The 16,375-nt window shown below is 45.3% G+C and carries 13 protein-coding genes; 7 read left to right on the top strand and 6 right to left on the bottom strand.

Annotated elements, in window-relative coordinates; all coding sequences use genetic code 11:
* The first annotated feature begins 81 nt into the window (after positions 1-81).
* From exaC to LG368_RS02795, 6 genes are all read left to right on the top strand, one after another.
* Positions 82-1,599, top strand: a complete 1,518-nt coding sequence (exaC, locus tag LG368_RS02820; RefSeq protein WP_226753210.1) for an acetaldehyde dehydrogenase ExaC — start codon at positions 82-84, stop codon at positions 1,597-1,599.
* Between the two features lie 235 nt (positions 1,600-1,834).
* The gene (locus tag LG368_RS02815) at positions 1,835-3,217 is read left to right on the top strand and encodes an L-serine ammonia-lyase (RefSeq protein ID WP_226753209.1); all 1,383 of its coding nucleotides are present in this window, start codon (positions 1,835-1,837) and stop codon (positions 3,215-3,217) included.
* Between the two features lie 332 nt (positions 3,218-3,549).
* Positions 3,550-5,124 carry an inorganic phosphate transporter gene (locus LG368_RS02810; protein WP_226753208.1) on the top strand — a complete coding sequence of 525 codons (1,575 nt, stop codon included), beginning with the start codon at positions 3,550-3,552 and terminating at the stop codon, positions 5,122-5,124.
* Positions 5,125-5,351: 227 nt separating this feature from the next.
* Complete coding sequence (locus tag LG368_RS02805) at positions 5,352-6,032, top strand: hypothetical protein (RefSeq protein WP_226753207.1); 681 nt, start codon at positions 5,352-5,354, stop codon at positions 6,030-6,032.
* Between the two features lie 90 nt (positions 6,033-6,122).
* Complete coding sequence (locus tag LG368_RS02800) at positions 6,123-6,905, top strand: hypothetical protein (protein ID WP_226753206.1); 783 nt, start codon at positions 6,123-6,125, stop codon at positions 6,903-6,905.
* A gap of 50 nt (positions 6,906-6,955) precedes the next feature.
* Positions 6,956-7,573: a LysE family translocator gene (locus LG368_RS02795; RefSeq protein ID WP_226753205.1), complete on the top strand. Its 618-nt coding sequence runs from the start codon at positions 6,956-6,958 to the stop codon at positions 7,571-7,573.
* Here LG368_RS02795 and LG368_RS02790 read toward each other — a convergent pair.
* Entirely contained in the window at positions 7,570-9,531 is a 1,962-nt protein-coding gene (locus LG368_RS02790; protein WP_226753204.1) for a DNA topoisomerase III, read from the bottom strand. The two genes, LG368_RS02795 and LG368_RS02790, sit on opposite strands and share 4 nt — an antisense overlap.
* Before the next feature lie 98 nt (positions 9,532-9,629).
* Entirely contained in the window at positions 9,630-9,851 is a 222-nt protein-coding gene (locus LG368_RS02785) for a hypothetical protein (RefSeq protein WP_226753203.1), read from the bottom strand.
* Between the two features lie 201 nt (positions 9,852-10,052).
* Here LG368_RS02785 and LG368_RS02780 point away from each other — a divergent pair, with 201 nt between their 5' ends.
* On the top strand, positions 10,053-10,673 hold the full coding sequence (locus tag LG368_RS02780; protein ID WP_226753202.1) for a BamJ family beta-barrel-assembly machinery protein: 621 nt from the start codon (positions 10,053-10,055) through the stop codon (positions 10,671-10,673).
* A gap of 81 nt (positions 10,674-10,754) precedes the next feature.
* On the opposite strand, the gene LG368_RS02775 is transcribed toward LG368_RS02780, so the two are convergent.
* From LG368_RS02775 to LG368_RS02760, 4 genes are all read right to left on the bottom strand, one after another.
* Entirely contained in the window at positions 10,755-11,171 is a 417-nt protein-coding gene (locus tag LG368_RS02775) for a GNAT family N-acetyltransferase (RefSeq protein ID WP_226753201.1), read from the bottom strand.
* A 15-nt stretch (positions 11,172-11,186) separates the two neighbouring features.
* Positions 11,187-12,410, bottom strand: coding sequence for a cupin domain-containing protein (locus LG368_RS02770; RefSeq protein ID WP_226753200.1), 1,224 nt, complete (start codon positions 12,408-12,410; stop codon positions 11,187-11,189).
* 148 nt (positions 12,411-12,558) lie between these two features.
* Positions 12,559-13,932: an adenylosuccinate lyase gene (gene purB, locus LG368_RS02765; RefSeq protein ID WP_226753199.1), complete on the bottom strand. Its 1,374-nt coding sequence runs from the start codon at positions 13,930-13,932 to the stop codon at positions 12,559-12,561.
* A gap of 216 nt (positions 13,933-14,148) precedes the next feature.
* Complete coding sequence (locus LG368_RS02760) at positions 14,149-16,368, bottom strand: NADP-dependent isocitrate dehydrogenase (RefSeq protein WP_226753198.1); 2,220 nt, start codon at positions 16,366-16,368, stop codon at positions 14,149-14,151.
* Between the last annotated feature and the right edge of the window lie 7 nt (positions 16,369-16,375).

Genomic DNA, 16,375 nt, shown 5'->3' with positions numbered 1-16,375 from the left:
AAGTTTTTTCTGTTTTTTGTTTCTACAGTAGTCATCAAGGTGACACCTTAATCTAACAAAAACAATAATGGAGATGACGATATGATCTATGCACAGCCTGGAACAAATGGAAGCCTTGTCACGTTTGATGCCGAATATGGCAACTTTATCGGTGGCGAATGGGTTGCCCCAGTCAAAGGGGAATACTTTGATAATATCAGTCCCGTTAACGGCGAAGTATTTTGCCGCATTCCTCGTTCTACAGAAGAAGACATAAACCTTGCACTAGATGCCGCTCATGCTGCGCGTGCGGCATGGGGAAAAACATCGGTCACGAACCGTTCAAACATCCTATTAAAAATCGCTGACCGCATTGAGCAAAACCTAGAAGCTTTAGCCGTTGCTGAAACATGGGACAACGGCAAAGCGGTCCGTGAAACACTCAATGCGGATATTCCGCTAGCGGCCGACCACTTTCGTTACTTTGCCGGTTGTTTGCGTGCACAAGAGGGCAGTACCGCTGAACTAGACGAACATACCGTTGCTTACCATTTTCATGAACCGCTCGGCGTTGTAGGGCAAATCATTCCGTGGAACTTTCCGATCTTAATGGCGGCTTGGAAACTAGCACCTGCATTGGCTGCGGGTAACTGTGTGGTCATGAAGCCAGCTGAACAAACGCCAGCATCGATTCTGGAATTGATCAAAGTGATTCAAGACTTGCTACCGCCGGGTGTATTGAACATCGTGAATGGCTACGGCAAAGAAGCGGGTCAAGCGTTGGCAACCAGCAAACGCATCGCTAAGATCGCCTTTACTGGCTCGACACCGGTAGGGTCACACATCCTAAAATGCGCGGCAGAAAATATTATTCCTTCCACCGTCGAACTCGGCGGAAAATCGCCGAACATTTATTTTGCCGACATCATGAATCATGAAAAAGAGTTTGTCAGCAAGTGTGTTGAAGGTTTGGTATTGGCTTTCTTTAACCAAGGGGAAGTGTGTACTTGTCCATCACGCGCCCTCGTTCACGAGTCCATCTACGATGAATTTATGGCGATGGTGGTAGAACGCACCAAAACCATCAAACGCGGCAACCCATTGGATACTGACGTTCAAGTCGGTGCACAAGCCTCAAAAGAGCAATACGAAAAAATTCTGAGCTACATTGATATCGGTAAAGAAGAAGGCGCAGAATTGCTTACCGGTGGTGGCGTCGAGTCGATAGACGGTTTGGGTAACGGCTTTTATGTGCAGCCTACCTTATTTAAAGGGTCCAATGACATGCGTATTTTCCAAGAAGAGATCTTTGGCCCAGTCGTTAGTGTGACGACTTTTAAAGACGAGGCGGAAGCCTTGGCGATTGCCAACGACAGTGAGTTTGGTTTGGGCGCCGGTGTGTGGACACGGGACACCAATCTTGCGTATCGCATGGGGCGTAACCTAGAAGCAGGCCGTGTTTGGATGAACTGTTATCACCAGTATCCAGCGCATTCTGCGTTCGGTGGTTATAAGAAATCCGGTGTGGGTCGTGAAACTCATAAAATTGCCCTTGAACATTACCAGCAAACAAAAAATATGTTGGTAAGCTATGATGTTAATCCACTCGGCTTTTTCTAATTTTCATTAGACTTGTCGTAAACAGCAAATCAAGATAACCCCCCAAAAAACCAAAAGAGATGTCTTTTGGTTTTTTTCGTTTAAGCCTCACAGTATTTTCAGTGGTTATTTTTATTTTGTTTCTTATTGGAAACTTTTTCTCTTAAGTGATAATTTTGTCGAATAATAAAATGACATTCTTCAATTTTTAATGCGGTGCACCCGTTTTGTGCACGTTCTGAAAGAGGTAAACGCCATGGCCACCAGTTTATTTGATCTTTTTAAAGTGGGGATTGGCCCTTCTAGTTCTCACACCGTTGGCCCCATGGTGGCGGCGCATCAATTTGCTCAGCAGTTAGCGTCTTTAGACATCATTGAAAACATCACTCGTATCACCGTTGATCTTTATGGCTCCTTAGGGGCAACAGGGAAGGGGCATGGTACTGGCAACGCTGTATTGATGGGATTAGAAGGCGAGTGGCCAGACACGATTGACCCAAGCGGTGTGGTGGATCGAGTGGCACAGATTAATAAAACCGCTTGTGTTTCCTTGCTCTCAAGGTATCCCGTAACATTGAATCCAGAGAGCGATTTGATCTACCACCGTATTGACCGATTGGATTTTCATGCAAATGGTATGGTGTTGATAGCATTTGATCAGCAAGGTACAGAGCGACATCGATCGACTTTTTATTCTGTGGGTGGAGGCTTCATTGTGGAGGAGGATGAGCAAGGGCAAGCCGTTCTGCAGGAAGACACAACGAAACTCCCCCATGTTTTTCATAGCGCCAAGACGCTGATGGCCTTGTGTCATGAGCAAGATAAAAGCATTGCTCAAATTATGTTGGAAAATGAACGGTATTGGCGTTCAGAGGAAGAGATTCAACAAGGCATACTGTCTATCTGGTCAGTGATGAAGCGTTGTGTTCAACAAGGCATTCAAAACGAGGGGATTTTACCAGGCGGGTTAAAAGTAAAACGTCGTGCGGCCAGTCTATACAAGGACTTATCCAGTAAAACACGCATGGATATGATTACACCTTCATTAGGGGCAATGGATTGGGTCAACCTATATGCCCTTGCGGTCAACGAAGAAAATGCCGCTGGTGGTCGTGTGGTGACAGCCCCCACCAATGGGGCAGCCGGTATCATCCCCGCGGTATTGCATTATTATTGGGAGTTTTGTCCTCGCTCTTCCGAAGAGGGCATTGTGACCTTCTTTTTAACCGCGGCTGCGATTGGCCTGTTATTCAAGGAAAATGCGTCAATTTCTGGTGCTGAGGTCGGGTGCCAAGGGGAAGTGGGCTCTGCATGCGCGATGGCAGCGGCTGGGTTGGCGGCCGCAACCGGTGGATCACCTGAGCAAATTGAGAATGCCGCCGAAATTGGTATGGAGCACAACCTAGGATTAACGTGTGATCCTATTGGTGGCTTGGTGCAAGTTCCTTGTATTGAACGTAATGCAATGGGAGCAATAAAAGCAATTAACTCTGCAAGCATGGCATTGCGTGGCGACGGTTCTCATTATGTTTCTTTGGATAAAGTGATTCAAACCTTGCGTGAAACGGGCTTGGATATGAACGATAAATACAAGGAAACCTCACGCGGTGGCTTAGCGGTGAACGTCATAGAGTGTTAAATAAGGGTAAAACAGATGCGTGTTCTTCAGCTCTGCATCAAACGTAACAAAAGTGTCATATTTCTGTAGTATATTTCTGTTCAGTGCCGAGTGAGGGTACTTTTTCATCGCGTGTTTTTGTAACAAGTTCATTGCGTCACACTCACTGAGAGTAGGGGTTTTTATCTACAGATAGCCGGTGTAAAATGACGCAAAATTGACACATTACAGATATGTGACGGGATGAGTTGAGAGCCAAATAACACTAGGTGCTGGGATAGCATGTCGTTGTTTAATAAAGTTTTTATTTTCTAACGGTTTGGCATAGATTAATTACAGACAGAAGAGCCCGTATGGATCTTACAAATAGCCCTAAAGAAAAAGCATCGTTACCAAGTGGAAACGAATTTGTGCGTGTATTAATTGCCCTAGCCTTTGTTTTAGCCTCAGGCTTTTACGCGACGATGAACGGTATGGAAGCCTCCAATCTGTCTATTTTGGCCATTGCCGCTGCCATCGGTGCTTATATGGCGGTCAATATCGGTGCCAATGATGTTGCAAATAACGTGGGTCCTGCCGTGGGAGCGAAGGCTTTATCCATGACGGGAGCGATTCTCATCGCAGCGGTTTTTGAAGCAGCAGGTGCTTTAATTGCAGGGGGAACCGTTGTCGGCACCATTAAAAATGGCATCATCAATCCCAGTGCGATTGGCGAAGCAGAAACCTTTATTTGGGTCATGATGGCAGCGCTATTAGCCGGTGCAATCTGGTTGAACTTGGCCACGTATTTAGGGGCTCCGGTTTCAACGACTCATTCTATTGTTGGTGGTGTACTGGGAGCGGGTATTGCTGCTGGTGGCTGGGATATTGCCAACTGGGACAAAATGATTGCGATTGTGGCAAGTTGGATTATTTCTCCTGTGATGGGGGGAGTTATTGCCGCCTTGTTTCTTATGTACATTAAACGCTCTATTACCTATAAAAATGACATGATCGCGGCCGCAAAAAAAGTCGTTCCGCTGTTAGTTGGCATCATGGTTTGGTCATTTTCAACGTACCTTATCTTGAAAGGTCTGAAGAAAATCTGGAAGCTCGACTTCATGACCGCCAGCCTAGTCGGTTTTGCGATCGCACTGACAGCCTACTTCTTGGTTCGCCCTATGGTAGACAAAGCCGCTTCTGCGTTGAAAAATGATAAAGACGCTGTCAACAGCTTGTTCACCTTGCCCTTGATCGTGTCGGCAGCGTTGTTAAGCTTTGCTCATGGTGCTAACGATGTGGCAAATGCAATCGGGCCACTGGCGGCCATCAACGACGCATTAATGTCGGGTGTGGTGTCAGGAAAAGCCTCTATTCCTATTTGGGTCATGATGATTGGTGGGGTAGGTATTGCCTTTGGCCTTGCCTTGTTTGGACCAAAATTAATCAAAGCCGTCGGGTCAGAAATCACCGAGTTAGACAAAACACGTGCATTTTGTGTGGCAATGGCAGCCGCTATTACCGTGATTATTGCGTCTCAGCTTGGTTTACCCGTTAGCTCTACTCACATTGCAGTAGGCGGTATCTTCGGTGTGGGGTTCCTACGTGAATATTTGAAATTGTCTTATGATAAGAAATTATCTGCGATTATTTCTCACTCAGAGTCTGCTGGACTGGATGGGTTGCAAACGCAAGAATTCGTAAAACGCTTTAAGCTAGCCGATGTCGATGAAAAACGTGCTATCTTAAAAGAGTTGAAAGCAGCCCGTGCGGCGTCACCTATTTCCTCTCAAGAGCGTAAAGGGTTGAAGAAAGCGACGAAGAAAGAGTTAGTAAAACGCTCCGCCTTACTGCGAATTGCTGCTGCTTGGGTGATTACCGTCCCTGCATCGGCGATCTTATCCGCGATTATCTTTTATATTCTATTGGGCTTCTCTGTCTCCCGATAAGGTAAAAAGGGAAAAGCATTAAGAGAAAAGAGTACCGGAAGGTATAAAAGCGTAAAGAAAGGATGCACCCTAGGCGATAAAAAAGAGAAAACAGGTCAGATAATCTGCCCGGTTTTCTCTTTTAGTGTTTTATTAGAGTCATAAAACAATTGGACGTTTTTGATGGCTTGTGGGTTGCGCTAGATAAAGGGAGAAGAGAAAAGTAACCTCAACAGGTAGAGTCCAATATGTTGATTTTTTTTACCATTGTTGGCGTTATTTTATGTGTGTCTGTGCTGCCGTTTTTACGGTGGAGAGCGAAACAAAAAGCGCTAAAAGAGAAGATACTGGCACGTTTATCTAGTCGTAGTGAGCACCTTTTGTATTCGATTGAAATGGTGTCAGATCGGTACCTTATCAAAGAAACAAAGATTTTTATTTTTGAGCACCTTGTTTCTGTTCTTTCTGGTTTGGTTAGAGCAGGTCATCAGTCTGAGTTTGTTACCAAGAAAGAAGAGCTGGTGCGGATGGCCACAGAGTTAAGGCTTGGTCAGATGCCGGAGACAAAAGACAGGGTGTCCAACCAAGAACAGTTTGATCATATGGGCAAAGCATTGTCGTATTTGATTAAAGAAATACGCGTTATGCCCGAGAACTTTGGTACAAGTCGTGCTCTGGTACGACATCACTTGCTGCTGCTTCGTTATGCTAATGCGTTGGCGTATCGTGATTTATTGGTTCATCAAGCTAAGCAAGACCTGGACAATGATCGTAAGAGCCAAGCATTAGAAAAGCTTCGAGATGCGTTAGCGATTATTGAAAAAAATGGTTCCGTAGAACTTTCTAAAAAAGAAAAAGCACGCTTGCAAATGATGATCAAAGACGTTGAAAGTCGTCTTTTTACAAAAGACAGCAGTGAAACAGAGTAAAAAAACACACCCTGCTAGCAGGATAATGGTTTATCTTCTTTATACTCAATGCACCCGCGCTAAATACGACTAAGGTAAACACGGTTTTATATGACAGCTATGACTATCACTGTACTCATATTATTGGTGGTTGGCTTTGTGGCCCTAGTGGTTGTCATGCAGCTAAAAGAGCAAGCTAGGCTCGATAAGTTACGAAAAATCGCTGAGTTGAACAATAAAATACGCCAAGTCCGCCGTTATCTTGACGAGACCCCGCCACAATACCAGCCAAAAGATATGCGACTCTGGTTAATTTCGAGAAAGATCAAACTCTATGAGCAACTGCTGGCGTTACAGCCGGATAAAACCATGTCGCGTCGTCATGATAATTTAGTTGAGGAGTTGCAACGCTTTCAAGACAGTAAGCAAAAAAGACGTGCGAAGCCAATTAACGATGAGCTTATGATTTTAGAAATACGCCGGTTATTTGAGTCTTTCAAATCCTTTTTAATCGCATCAAAAAAAGAGCGCACCATCAGTGGTGACGTTGTTCATCGTTACAATCGCTTATTGCACTTTTATCACTTTAAAGTAAGCTCGGATTATCATGCCTATTTGGCGCGACAGGCGTTTTTAAGTGGTCAACTGGATACTTCTATTGATCTTTATAAGGAATCGTTGAATCAATTAAACCCTGTAAAAGAGACCATCGAGGCACAGGATACCATTAGTCGCCTGAAGGATTTATTACACGAAATTATTGAGGATACTGCACTGCAAAAAGCCGAACAAGAGATGAGCAAGCATGAAGATGTAAAGCGCGAAGCCGAGCTGGATGCGGAGTGGAATAATTATATTGAGGGATCAGACTTTCAAACCAAAAAGCGCTTTTAGCCCTCGATTCTTTTATCGCTTTAGCCATTACCTCAGATAAGGATGTATTGATGAACCTCGCGTTGCTGTCTGCTTTTATACCTACCTTCTTTTTTGTGTCTTTGACGCCCGGTATGTGCATGACCTTGGCCATGACGTTGGGTATGACGATTGGGATTAAACGAGCATTGTGGATGATGCTTGGAGAGCTGGTTGGTGTGGCAACCGTAGCCACCTTATCTGCTGTCGGAGTAGCGGCTTTATTGTTAAATTACCCCAGTGTGTTTGTGGTATTAAAGTATTTAGGGGGCGCTTATTTAGCCTATATTGGCGTACAAATGTGGCTTTCTAAAGGTAAGATGGCAATCAAAACCAATGAAGAAGGTGCATCGGCATCGCGCACAGAATTGATGTCTCAAGGCTTTGTCACCGCTATTGCTAACCCTAAAGGCTGGGCTTTTTTTGTGGCTTTGTTGCCGCCTTTTTTGGACTCAAGCCTACCGCTATCGAGCCAACTTGTGGTCTTGATTACTATTATTTTGCTGTTGGAGTTTAGTTGTTTAATTATTTACGCCGCAGGCGGTAAAACACTAAAAAGCCTACTGATGAAAAGTGGTAATGTACGCATTATGAACCGTATTGCTGGCACGCTCATGGTCGGCGTTGGTATTTGGTTAGCAGCAGGTTAGCTTGCTGGCTTTGATCGTTTTTTGGTTGTCGTTTTTCTTCTGCTCGTTGTTGTTGTCTTCTTACCAGAGGCGGTTTTTCTTTTAGCAAACGGCTTTTTACTGGGGGCAGGTAGATTTTGTAGCGCGGAGGTGGGAACGTCTTTTGATCGGCTAATCAACTGATGTAGATTGTCTTCTAGATCGGTCATGAACGACTGATAACTGCTTTCCCCTAAGCTGATGCGGTTTAGTGATGCCTCCCATTGTGCTGTCATGTCTGGCGTGACCAGCTGATCCGGTAAACAAGCAATAAGGGCGCGGCCTGTTTGGCTGGCGTTAATTTGTTTCCCTTGCCTTGTTAAGAAGCCTCGTTTGAAAAGTAATTCAATAATACTGGCTCGGGTTGCTTCAGTACCCAGTCCATCGGTTTCTTTCAGAATGGCGCGTATCTTCTTATCTTTTACATATCGACTGATCCCTGTCATGGCACCCAATAAACTGGCATCGGTGAAGGCAGCGGGGGCCGTGGTAACTTTTTCTTTCACCTCGCCTTTTGTACACCAAAGAGACGAGTTTTTATCCAATCTTGGCAGCTCGTTTTGTGTTTCGTCTTCGCCGTCTTGATGGTTTTTTTTATCCGGGAGCAGCGCTTTCCAGCCTGCTTTTATGGGGGTGCTGCCTTTTGCTTCAAACCGTCCGCCAGCGATGTCCAGTGTGATATGAGAAGCAAGGTATTCATAGTCTGGGTAAAACTGCATTAAGTATTGTCGTGCGATTAAACCAAAGACCAGCGACTCTGTTTTGCCTAACGATGCGGCTTTATGTGCCTGAGTTGTGGGGATAATGGCGTGATGGGCAGTGACTTGTTTGTCGTTCCAAGCTTTACTTTTTCGACTCGGATCTGCCTTATCACCACCCGCTTGCTTTAATGCGGCTAAAATGGCGGGGGCGTCCTTATGCTGTTGATTGGGTAAATAGCGACAATCTGACCGTGGATAGGTAATCATCTGATGTCGTTCATACAGGATTTGACAGGTATCTAGCACCTGCTGAGCAGACAAACCAAATGCTTTCGCTGCATCAATTTGCAAGGTTGATAAGCTATAAGGCAGAGGAGGAGACTGCTTTTTTTGTTTGTAGTTCGCGTCAATCAGAGTCGCTGGCTGATTACTGATCCTTTGCGCGACATTCTGAGCAAGCGGCAAGCTTAACACACGGTTTTCTTCGTCCATATAGGGTTGGCAGGCATCGCTTGGTAGCCATTTTGCTTGAAAGTGTTCATTTTTTTCTGTTTGAATGTGTGCCCATACCTGATAAAAATTTTTAGGAATAAAGTCTTCGCGCTCTTTATCACGGGCGACAACCAAACCTAAGATGGGGGTTTGAACTCGACCGATGGACAGTACGCCTTGATAGCCAGCTTGTCGTCCTCGAATGGTGTAAGCGCGGGTTAAATTTAAGCCGAATAACCAGTCGGCACGAGCACGTCCTAAGGCTGAACGAGAGAGGTCAGCAAATTCGCTATTAGAGCGGAGATTATGCAACGCTTTCTTGACGGCAGAAGGCGTTAAGTCGCTGATAAGTAATCTTTGGGTGTTTTTCAGCTTTTGGACAGACACCTTGGTGTAATGCAGCACTTCGTCTACCAGGAGTTGACCTTCACGGTCTGGGTCGCCAGCGTGTACCAATACATCGGCTTTTTTAATCAGTTTTTTAAGGATACCAAGCTGCTTTTTGGTATTGGCTTTTTCTTGCCATTGCCAATCTGTTGGCACAATCGGTAAGTGATCTAGGTTCCAAGATTTATAGATAGGGTTGTATTCGTGGGGTTCTGCTTGTTCTAGTAGATGGCCGATACACCAGCTGACACAATCACCATTTGGTAGCCAAATGCAGCCTTCTTCTTTTTTTTGAGGGGAAGGAAAAGCGGCGGCAATAGCACGGGCTAGGCTGGGTTTTTCTGCAATATAAAGAATCATAGATACACTTACTGTTTATATATACAGTAAGTGTATCTAAGTGCGTCTCGTGTGACCAGAGTGTTGAAAGGGTTTGCTGTTATTAAGTCGTATCATCCTTAGCTCTTACTTTGTTGTCGAGAGCTGATCGTGGTATCGACTTGTAAAGCGGTTGCGTCTGATACATTACTGTTGCTTGGCTGGCTGACATTATTGGCAAATAAAAAGCAGCTCATCGACGAGATAAAAATAAAGCTCACAAACAGGACGCCCCAATAATCGGTTTTTTTGTCGTCCCTGTGGGCAGCAGATGTTGCTGGAATAAAGTTTTTCGTTTTCATCTTGTTCACCTCCGTTGATTCTTACCTGATTTTTCAAATGATAATTGTTTTCATTTAAAAAATCTATGGTCTTTATAAAAAATATTTTGTAAAGAAAGCAAGGGTTCAATGGCGCCATGATGAGGTGAGTTTGTGCTTATATTATAAAGCCTATGTTACAATGTCGGTTCAAATTTTTATGAATAAATAAGAGAGTATAAAATGTCAGAACTGTCGTTCGATTCGAATGAATCTAAAATTGCTTACGGCATTGGTCGTCAGATCGGTGATCAACTTCGTGGTAGTGATTTAGGCGAATTGTCCCTAACGCATCTTTTTGCTGCGATTGAAGATGCTTTAAATGGCGTGGAAATGCGTGTGCCAGGTGAAGAGCTTGAAGCCGCGTTTGCTGAGCTACAGCAAAAAATGGAAGAAAAAGCACGTGCAGGTTCTGAAGAAACTGTTAAAGCGGGCGAAGCTTTCCTTGCTGAAAACAAAGCCAAAGAAGGCATCCAAGTAACAGAAAGTGGCTTGCAGTTTGAAGTACTTGAAGAAGGAACAGGCGCAACACCGAAGCGTGAAGACACGGTACGTGTTCATTACGAAGGTCGTTTGATCGATGGCCAAGTATTCGATAGCTCTATCGCTCGCGGTGAGCCAATTGAGTTCCCACTGACTGGCGTGATTGCGGGTTGGACAGAAGGTCTTCAGTTGATGAAAGAAGGCGCGAAATACCGTCTTACTATTCCTGCAGAATTGGCGTACGGTGCTCAAGGTGCGGGCGCTATGATTCAGCCATTCTCTGTATTGCAGTTTGATGTTGAATTGATTGCTGTTGTGTAATTTTGTTCATAACAAAAAAGCATGTCTCAATGACGTGCTTTTTTTTGCTTACGGTTTTGACTGCACACGGTAGGCCTGTTTTTAAATCGCTCTTTCCATGCGAACGTGCATTTTTCCTGCCTCTAAGAAGACTTTGCCGTCAGTGATAAAATTCTGCTTGTCATAAAAGGGTTGTACGTCGGTTTGGGCGTGCAAAAAGACCTGTCGAATCCCCATTTCACGAGCGACCTTGATGGCGCGGTTCAACAGCATTTCACCGTAACCTTGGTGACGATAAGAAGCGAGTACCGCTAATCGACTAATTTGACCGTTCTCACTCAAACGGCAGGTGCCGGTGGGCACGGCTGTTGTGCCAAATGAGACAAAGTGCACAGCATCTTGGTCGATATCATCCCATTCGTCTAAGGGGTCGATGCCTTGTTCGATAATAAAAACCTGTTTGCGTACAAAGCTGAGTTGTTCTTTGCTGCTGTGCCAATCTGACGTTAATACCTTCATTCAAGATTTCCTGTGTTAGTCATCGTCTTCCGTGGCGGTGAGCTCAATAAGCCCTTGTTGTTGTATAAAAAAGCGTACCAGCGGTTCAAGTTCATCGTTTTTTGACCAGTCTAACCCTGATAGATCAAATTCGACTTGGTGGCAGACCGCCTCCACAAAGCCAATGAGTTCCGCATCGACGAGTTGGTGTTCACCGTTGCAAAACACGCGAATTTCACCTTCTTCTGCGTTGGCGTGTTCAAGGTTTGTTTCTTGTACATAATAGCAAATACGCGCATCACCAGGGCGCACAAAAGTGTGACCTTGTTGTGCGTTGTTAAAAGCCTGATCAACGTCTTGTTGGTTCAATGGCGATAAAAATTCTGGGTATTTACTTTCACTCATGGTTTCGCCAAGCCATTGAGCCAGTTGATCAGGTTGATTAATCAGTCGTGATAATTGCGCTTGCAGGTAATGGATATCGTCTTGGCTAATATGGGCGCTGTGCTGGCGTGCTGAGGTTTCAGGTGCAGCAAAGCGATCCTTGGCATCTTCGTTTTCACATAATTTATCGCGAATGCCGGTCAGTACATCTTGCATGCTTGGCGCACGAAAGCCCACAGAGTAAGTGATACAGTCATCATCTAAAGCGCGACCATTGTGGGCAAAATTCGGCGGTAAGTACAAGATGTCGCCTGTTTCAAGTTCCCAATCCATATCCGCGTTGACCGGGAAATTGTCCAGAATATGCAATTTGATGTCTTGGATAGCGGAGTCTTGGTACTCGTCTGGTGCAAGCACTTGCCAGCGACGGCGACCACTGACTTGAACGAGAAACACATCGTATTGATCATAATGTGGCCCAACACTGCCGCCTGTTGTGGCGTAGCTGGCCATGACATCGTCTAAACGCCAACTGGGTAAAAATTGAAAGCGTTCCTTCAAGGCTTGAATTTCTGGCACCCAATGATCGACGGCTTGAACCAGTAGCGTCCATTCTTGCTCGGGTAAGTTTGCAAAGGTTTCTTCATTAAATGGACCCTGCTTTGTTTCCCATGGTGTCTTACCGTGTTCAATCACAATACGAGATTCAATCTCTTCTTCCATGGTCATACCAGCCAATTCATCGGCTTCCAACGGTAGGGTGAAGTCCACTAAGCCGCCACGAATCAACAAAGGCTTTTTTTGCCAGTAGTGATCTAAAAAGGTTTGTGCGGTCATACCGCCAAGTAAAGCAAGTGGGGTATTTAAGTCTGTCATATTGGGCTCGTTAAAATGAAAAGAAAACAGATAAGGCGTTGTTTGGGTTGTACTGAAATACGCTGTAGCACGCAAAGGCAACACACAAAAAGAGCCGATAAATCGGCTCTTTTATTTGGCGTTCACCTAAGGGTGACCATGACAATAATCAGTCACGAATGGCTTTGGCTTGAGCCACGGCGTTACCAATGTAGGTGCCCGGTGTCAGCTTTTTCAAGTCTGCTTTTGCTTGCTCTGGCATCTCAAGTGTATCGACAAACGCCTCGATTGTTGCTTGGTCGATAGTACGGCCACGCGTTAACTCTTTTAGCTTTTCGTAGGGTGATTCAATGCCGTAGCGACGCATGACGGTTTGGATAGGCTCAGCCAACACTTCCCATGCGCTGTCTAAATCGGCGTTCAAGCGAGGAGCGTTGATCTCTAATTTACTGATGCCTTTAAGGGTTGCTTGGTAAGCAATCAAGCTATGAGCTAAGCCGACGCCTAGATTACGCAGTACAGTGGAATCGGTCAGGTCACGTTGCCAGCGTGAAATGGGCAGTTTGGCGCTTAGATGCCCCATGATGGCATTGGCAATGCCCAAGTTACCTTCAGAGTTTTCGAAGTCGATAGGGTTTACTTTGTGAGGCATGGTTGAAGAACCAATTTCGCCTGCAATGGTTTTTTGTTTGAAGAAGCCCATAGAAATGTAGCCCCATACATCGCGGTCAAAATCGATCAATATGGTGTTGAAACGACTGATGGCATCGTACAGTTCCGCGATGTAGTCGTGTGGTTCGATTTGTGTGGTGTAAGGGTTCCAAGTTAAACCAAGAGAGGTCACAAAGGCTTCTGCGTGAGCTTGCCAATCGACATCTGGGTAAGCAGAAAGGTGAGCGTTGTAGTTACCTACGGCACCGTTGATCTTGCCTAAAAACTCTACTTTTTCGATCTGCTTAAGCTGACGGCTCAGGCGAGCGGCCACGTTAGCCATTTCTTTACCAACAGTGGATGGCGATGCTGTTTGACCATGGGTACGAGACAACATAGGTTGCTCAGCATGCTCAATGGCAAGACCTTGAATCGCACTGATAACTTTGTTGAGTTCTGGTGAAATGCCTTCTTTGAGGGCTTCACGTAACATCAAAGCGTGGGACAAGTTGTTGATGTCTTCGGATGTACAAGCAAAATGCACAAATTCAGAAATGGCCGCAAGTTCTGCATGATCCGCCATGCTGTTTTTAATGAAGTATTCAACCGCTTTGACATCATGGTTTGTCGTTTTCTCAATGTCTTTAATCGCCTGAGCATCGGCTTCACTGAAGTTGTCAGCAAGCTGATCCAATAAGGCGCTGGCTTCACTGCTTAGGGCAGGGACTTCGGTGATTTGTGGGTGATTGGCAAGTGCCTGCAGCCAGCGAACTTCGACTATGACTCGCATACGTAGTAAACCGTATTCGCTTACAGAGCGACGCAGTACATTGGTTTTCGATCCGTAACGACCGTCGATAGGGGAAATTGCATTTAAGCTAGTTAATTCCATTGAGATAACGCCTCGAACATGGTTTTCAGGGAGCCGATATTATAGGCAAAAGAGGCTTGGTAATACAGGGAATAGGGGGAGGAATCCCGTTAATAACCGACGTCATAAACGAAAAAAGCCCAGAAGCGACGGTATTTTGTCACACTCTGGGCTTTTGCTATTCGCATGAGAACCGTTTGATTAGGGCACTTCGTTCAGTACTCAGTGCCTAACGAATTACAGTGTTGCTAAAGCGGTGTTAAAGGTATTACTTGGACGCATGATTTTTGCCACTTCAGCCAGGTCGATATGGTAGTAACCTGTTAGACCGGCAGGCTTGCCTTGAACCGCTGCCAATTCTGCAACGATAGTGGCTTCTTTCTCTGCCAACTCTTTCGCCAGTGGCGCAAACTTCGCAGCCAATTCTGCATTGTCTGTTTGTGCTGCAAGCTCTTGAGCCCAGTACATAGCCAAGTAGAAGTGGCTACCACGGTTGTCGATGTCACCCACTTTACGTGCAGGAGATTTGTTGGTATCCAACAATTTGCCAGTTGCCTTGTCTAGGCAGTTTGCCAACACTTTCGCTTTTTCGTTGTTTTGCTTGATACCAAGCTCTTCGAACGATACAGCGACAGCAAGGAATTCGCCTAATGAATCCCAACGAAGGTAGTTTTCTTCCATAAGCTGTTGAACGTGTTTAGGCGCTGAACCACCCGCACCTGTTTCGTACATACCGCCGCCTTTAAGCATAGGTACGATAGACAACATTTTTGCAGACGTACCCAATTCCATGATTGGGAAAAGGTCAGTCAAGTAGTCACGCAATACGTTACCAGTCACTGAAATCGTGTCTTTACCGCGAATAAGGCGTTCCATAGAGAAACGAATCGCTTCGTTGTAAGACATGATGCGAATGTCTAGACCACTTGTGTCGTGCTCTTTTAGGTATGTTTCAACTTTCTTACGTAGCTCATTGTCATGAGCACGTTCTTCGTCTAACCAGAAAACCGCCGGTGTGTCAGATTGACGAGCGCGTGTAACACCCAATTTTACCCAATCGCGGATGGGGGCGTCTTTGGTTTGACAAGCACGCCAGATGTCGCCTTTCTCAACAGTGTGTTGCATCAATACGTTGCCGTTTGCGTCTACAACACGCATAACACCGTTCGCTTTCATTTCAAATGTTTTGTCATGAGAGCCGTATTCTTCTGCTTTCTGTGCCATTAGGCCAACGTTTGGTACGGTTCCCATTGTGACTGGGTCAAAAGCACCGTTGGTTTTACAGAAGTTAATCGCTTCCTGGTAAATACGGGCATACGTACTTTCTGGCATAACTGCTTTGGCATCGTGTGCTTTACCGTCACGACCCCACATTTTACCTGAGTTACGAATCATCGCAGGCATGGATGCATCAACGATAACGTCGCTTGGTACGTGCAAGTTAGTGATGCCGCGATCGGAATCAACCATTGCCAACTCTGGACGTGTTGTGTAGCAAGCATCGATAGCTTGTTTGATTTCTTCTTGTTGTGCTTCTGGCAATGTTTGGATTTTATCGTAAACGCTGCCTAGACCATTGTTTGGGTTAACGCCAAGTTCTTTGAAAAGCTCACCGTACTTTTCGAATACGTCTTTAAAGAAAACCGTGACCGCATGACCAAATACGATAGGGTGAGACACCTTCATCATGGTTGCTTTAACGTGCAAAGACCACATGATGTTGTTGTCTTTAGCGTCTTGCAAAGATTCTTCAAAGAAGTCACGTAGCGCTTTGCAGTTGATGTTCATGCTGTCTAGCACTTCGCCTTCGATAAGAGGAAGAGACTTTTTCACTTCTACTGTGCCGTCTTCACCAACAAACTCAAGACGAACAGTTTGCGCTTCTGTCATGGTGACGGATTGCTCAGATTCGAAGAAATCACCGCTGCGCATGTAATCGGCATGTGACGTCGATGTTTTGCTCCACTTACCCATAGAGTGTGGGTGTTTGCGAGCGAAGCCTTTTACTGCCGCCGGTGCGCGACGATCAGAGTTACCTTGACGAAGTACTGGGTTTACCGCAGAGCCAAGCACTTTTGAATAACGTGCTTGAACTTCTTTTTCTTCGTCAGTGTGTGGGTTTTCTGGGTAATTCGGTAGGTTGTAGCCCTGTGCGTTAAGTTCTTTGATTGCCGCGTACAATTGTGGCAAAGACGCACTGATGTTAGGCAATTTAACAATGTTTGCGTCTGGATTAGCGGTAAGGTCGCCCAAAAATTTTAGGCCATCTTCTACTTGCTTGTCAGCGGGCAAGAGATCAGAAAAAGCCGAAAGTATGCGGCTTGCTAACGAAATATCGGTCAATTCTAGTTTGATATCAGCTTCTTTTGCGAAAGCGCTAAAGATAGGTAGTAAAGAGGCTGTTGCCAGTGCTGGTGCTTCATCGGTCAATGTGTAGTAGATGGTTTGTTTCGACATGTATTTC

The organism is Marinomonas algarum, assembly GCF_020532605.1.
GTDB classification, from domain to species: domain Bacteria; phylum Pseudomonadota; class Gammaproteobacteria; order Pseudomonadales; family Marinomonadaceae; genus Marinomonas; species Marinomonas algarum.
This window is presented reverse-complemented; position numbering and strand designations above follow the sequence as displayed.

Coding starts and splice junctions, on each gene's coding strand:
- exaC (WP_226753210.1), top strand. CDS start 82: ATGATCTATGCACAGCCTGGAACAAATGGAAGCCTTGTCACGTTTGAT.
- LG368_RS02770 (WP_226753200.1), bottom strand. CDS start 12,410: ATGACAGACTTAAATACCCCACTTGCTTTACTTGGCGGTATGACCGCA.
- LG368_RS02800 (WP_226753206.1), top strand. CDS start 6,123: ATGACAGCTATGACTATCACTGTACTCATATTATTGGTGGTTGGCTTT.
- LG368_RS02805 (WP_226753207.1), top strand. CDS start 5,352: ATGTTGATTTTTTTTACCATTGTTGGCGTTATTTTATGTGTGTCTGTG.
- LG368_RS02785 (WP_226753203.1), bottom strand. CDS start 9,851: ATGAAAACGAAAAACTTTATTCCAGCAACATCTGCTGCCCACAGGGAC.
- LG368_RS02795 (WP_226753205.1), top strand. CDS start 6,956: ATGAACCTCGCGTTGCTGTCTGCTTTTATACCTACCTTCTTTTTTGTG.
- LG368_RS02815 (WP_226753209.1), top strand. CDS start 1,835: ATGGCCACCAGTTTATTTGATCTTTTTAAAGTGGGGATTGGCCCTTCT.
- LG368_RS02790 (WP_226753204.1), bottom strand. CDS start 9,531: ATGATTCTTTATATTGCAGAAAAACCCAGCCTAGCCCGTGCTATTGCC.
- LG368_RS02760 (WP_226753198.1), bottom strand. CDS start 16,368: ATGTCGAAACAAACCATCTACTACACATTGACCGATGAAGCACCAGCA.
- purB (WP_226753199.1), bottom strand. CDS start 13,932: ATGGAATTAACTAGCTTAAATGCAATTTCCCCTATCGACGGTCGTTAC.
- LG368_RS02775 (WP_226753201.1), bottom strand. CDS start 11,171: ATGAAGGTATTAACGTCAGATTGGCACAGCAGCAAAGAACAACTCAGC.
- LG368_RS02810 (WP_226753208.1), top strand. CDS start 3,550: ATGGATCTTACAAATAGCCCTAAAGAAAAAGCATCGTTACCAAGTGGA.
- LG368_RS02780 (WP_226753202.1), top strand. CDS start 10,053: ATGTCAGAACTGTCGTTCGATTCGAATGAATCTAAAATTGCTTACGGC.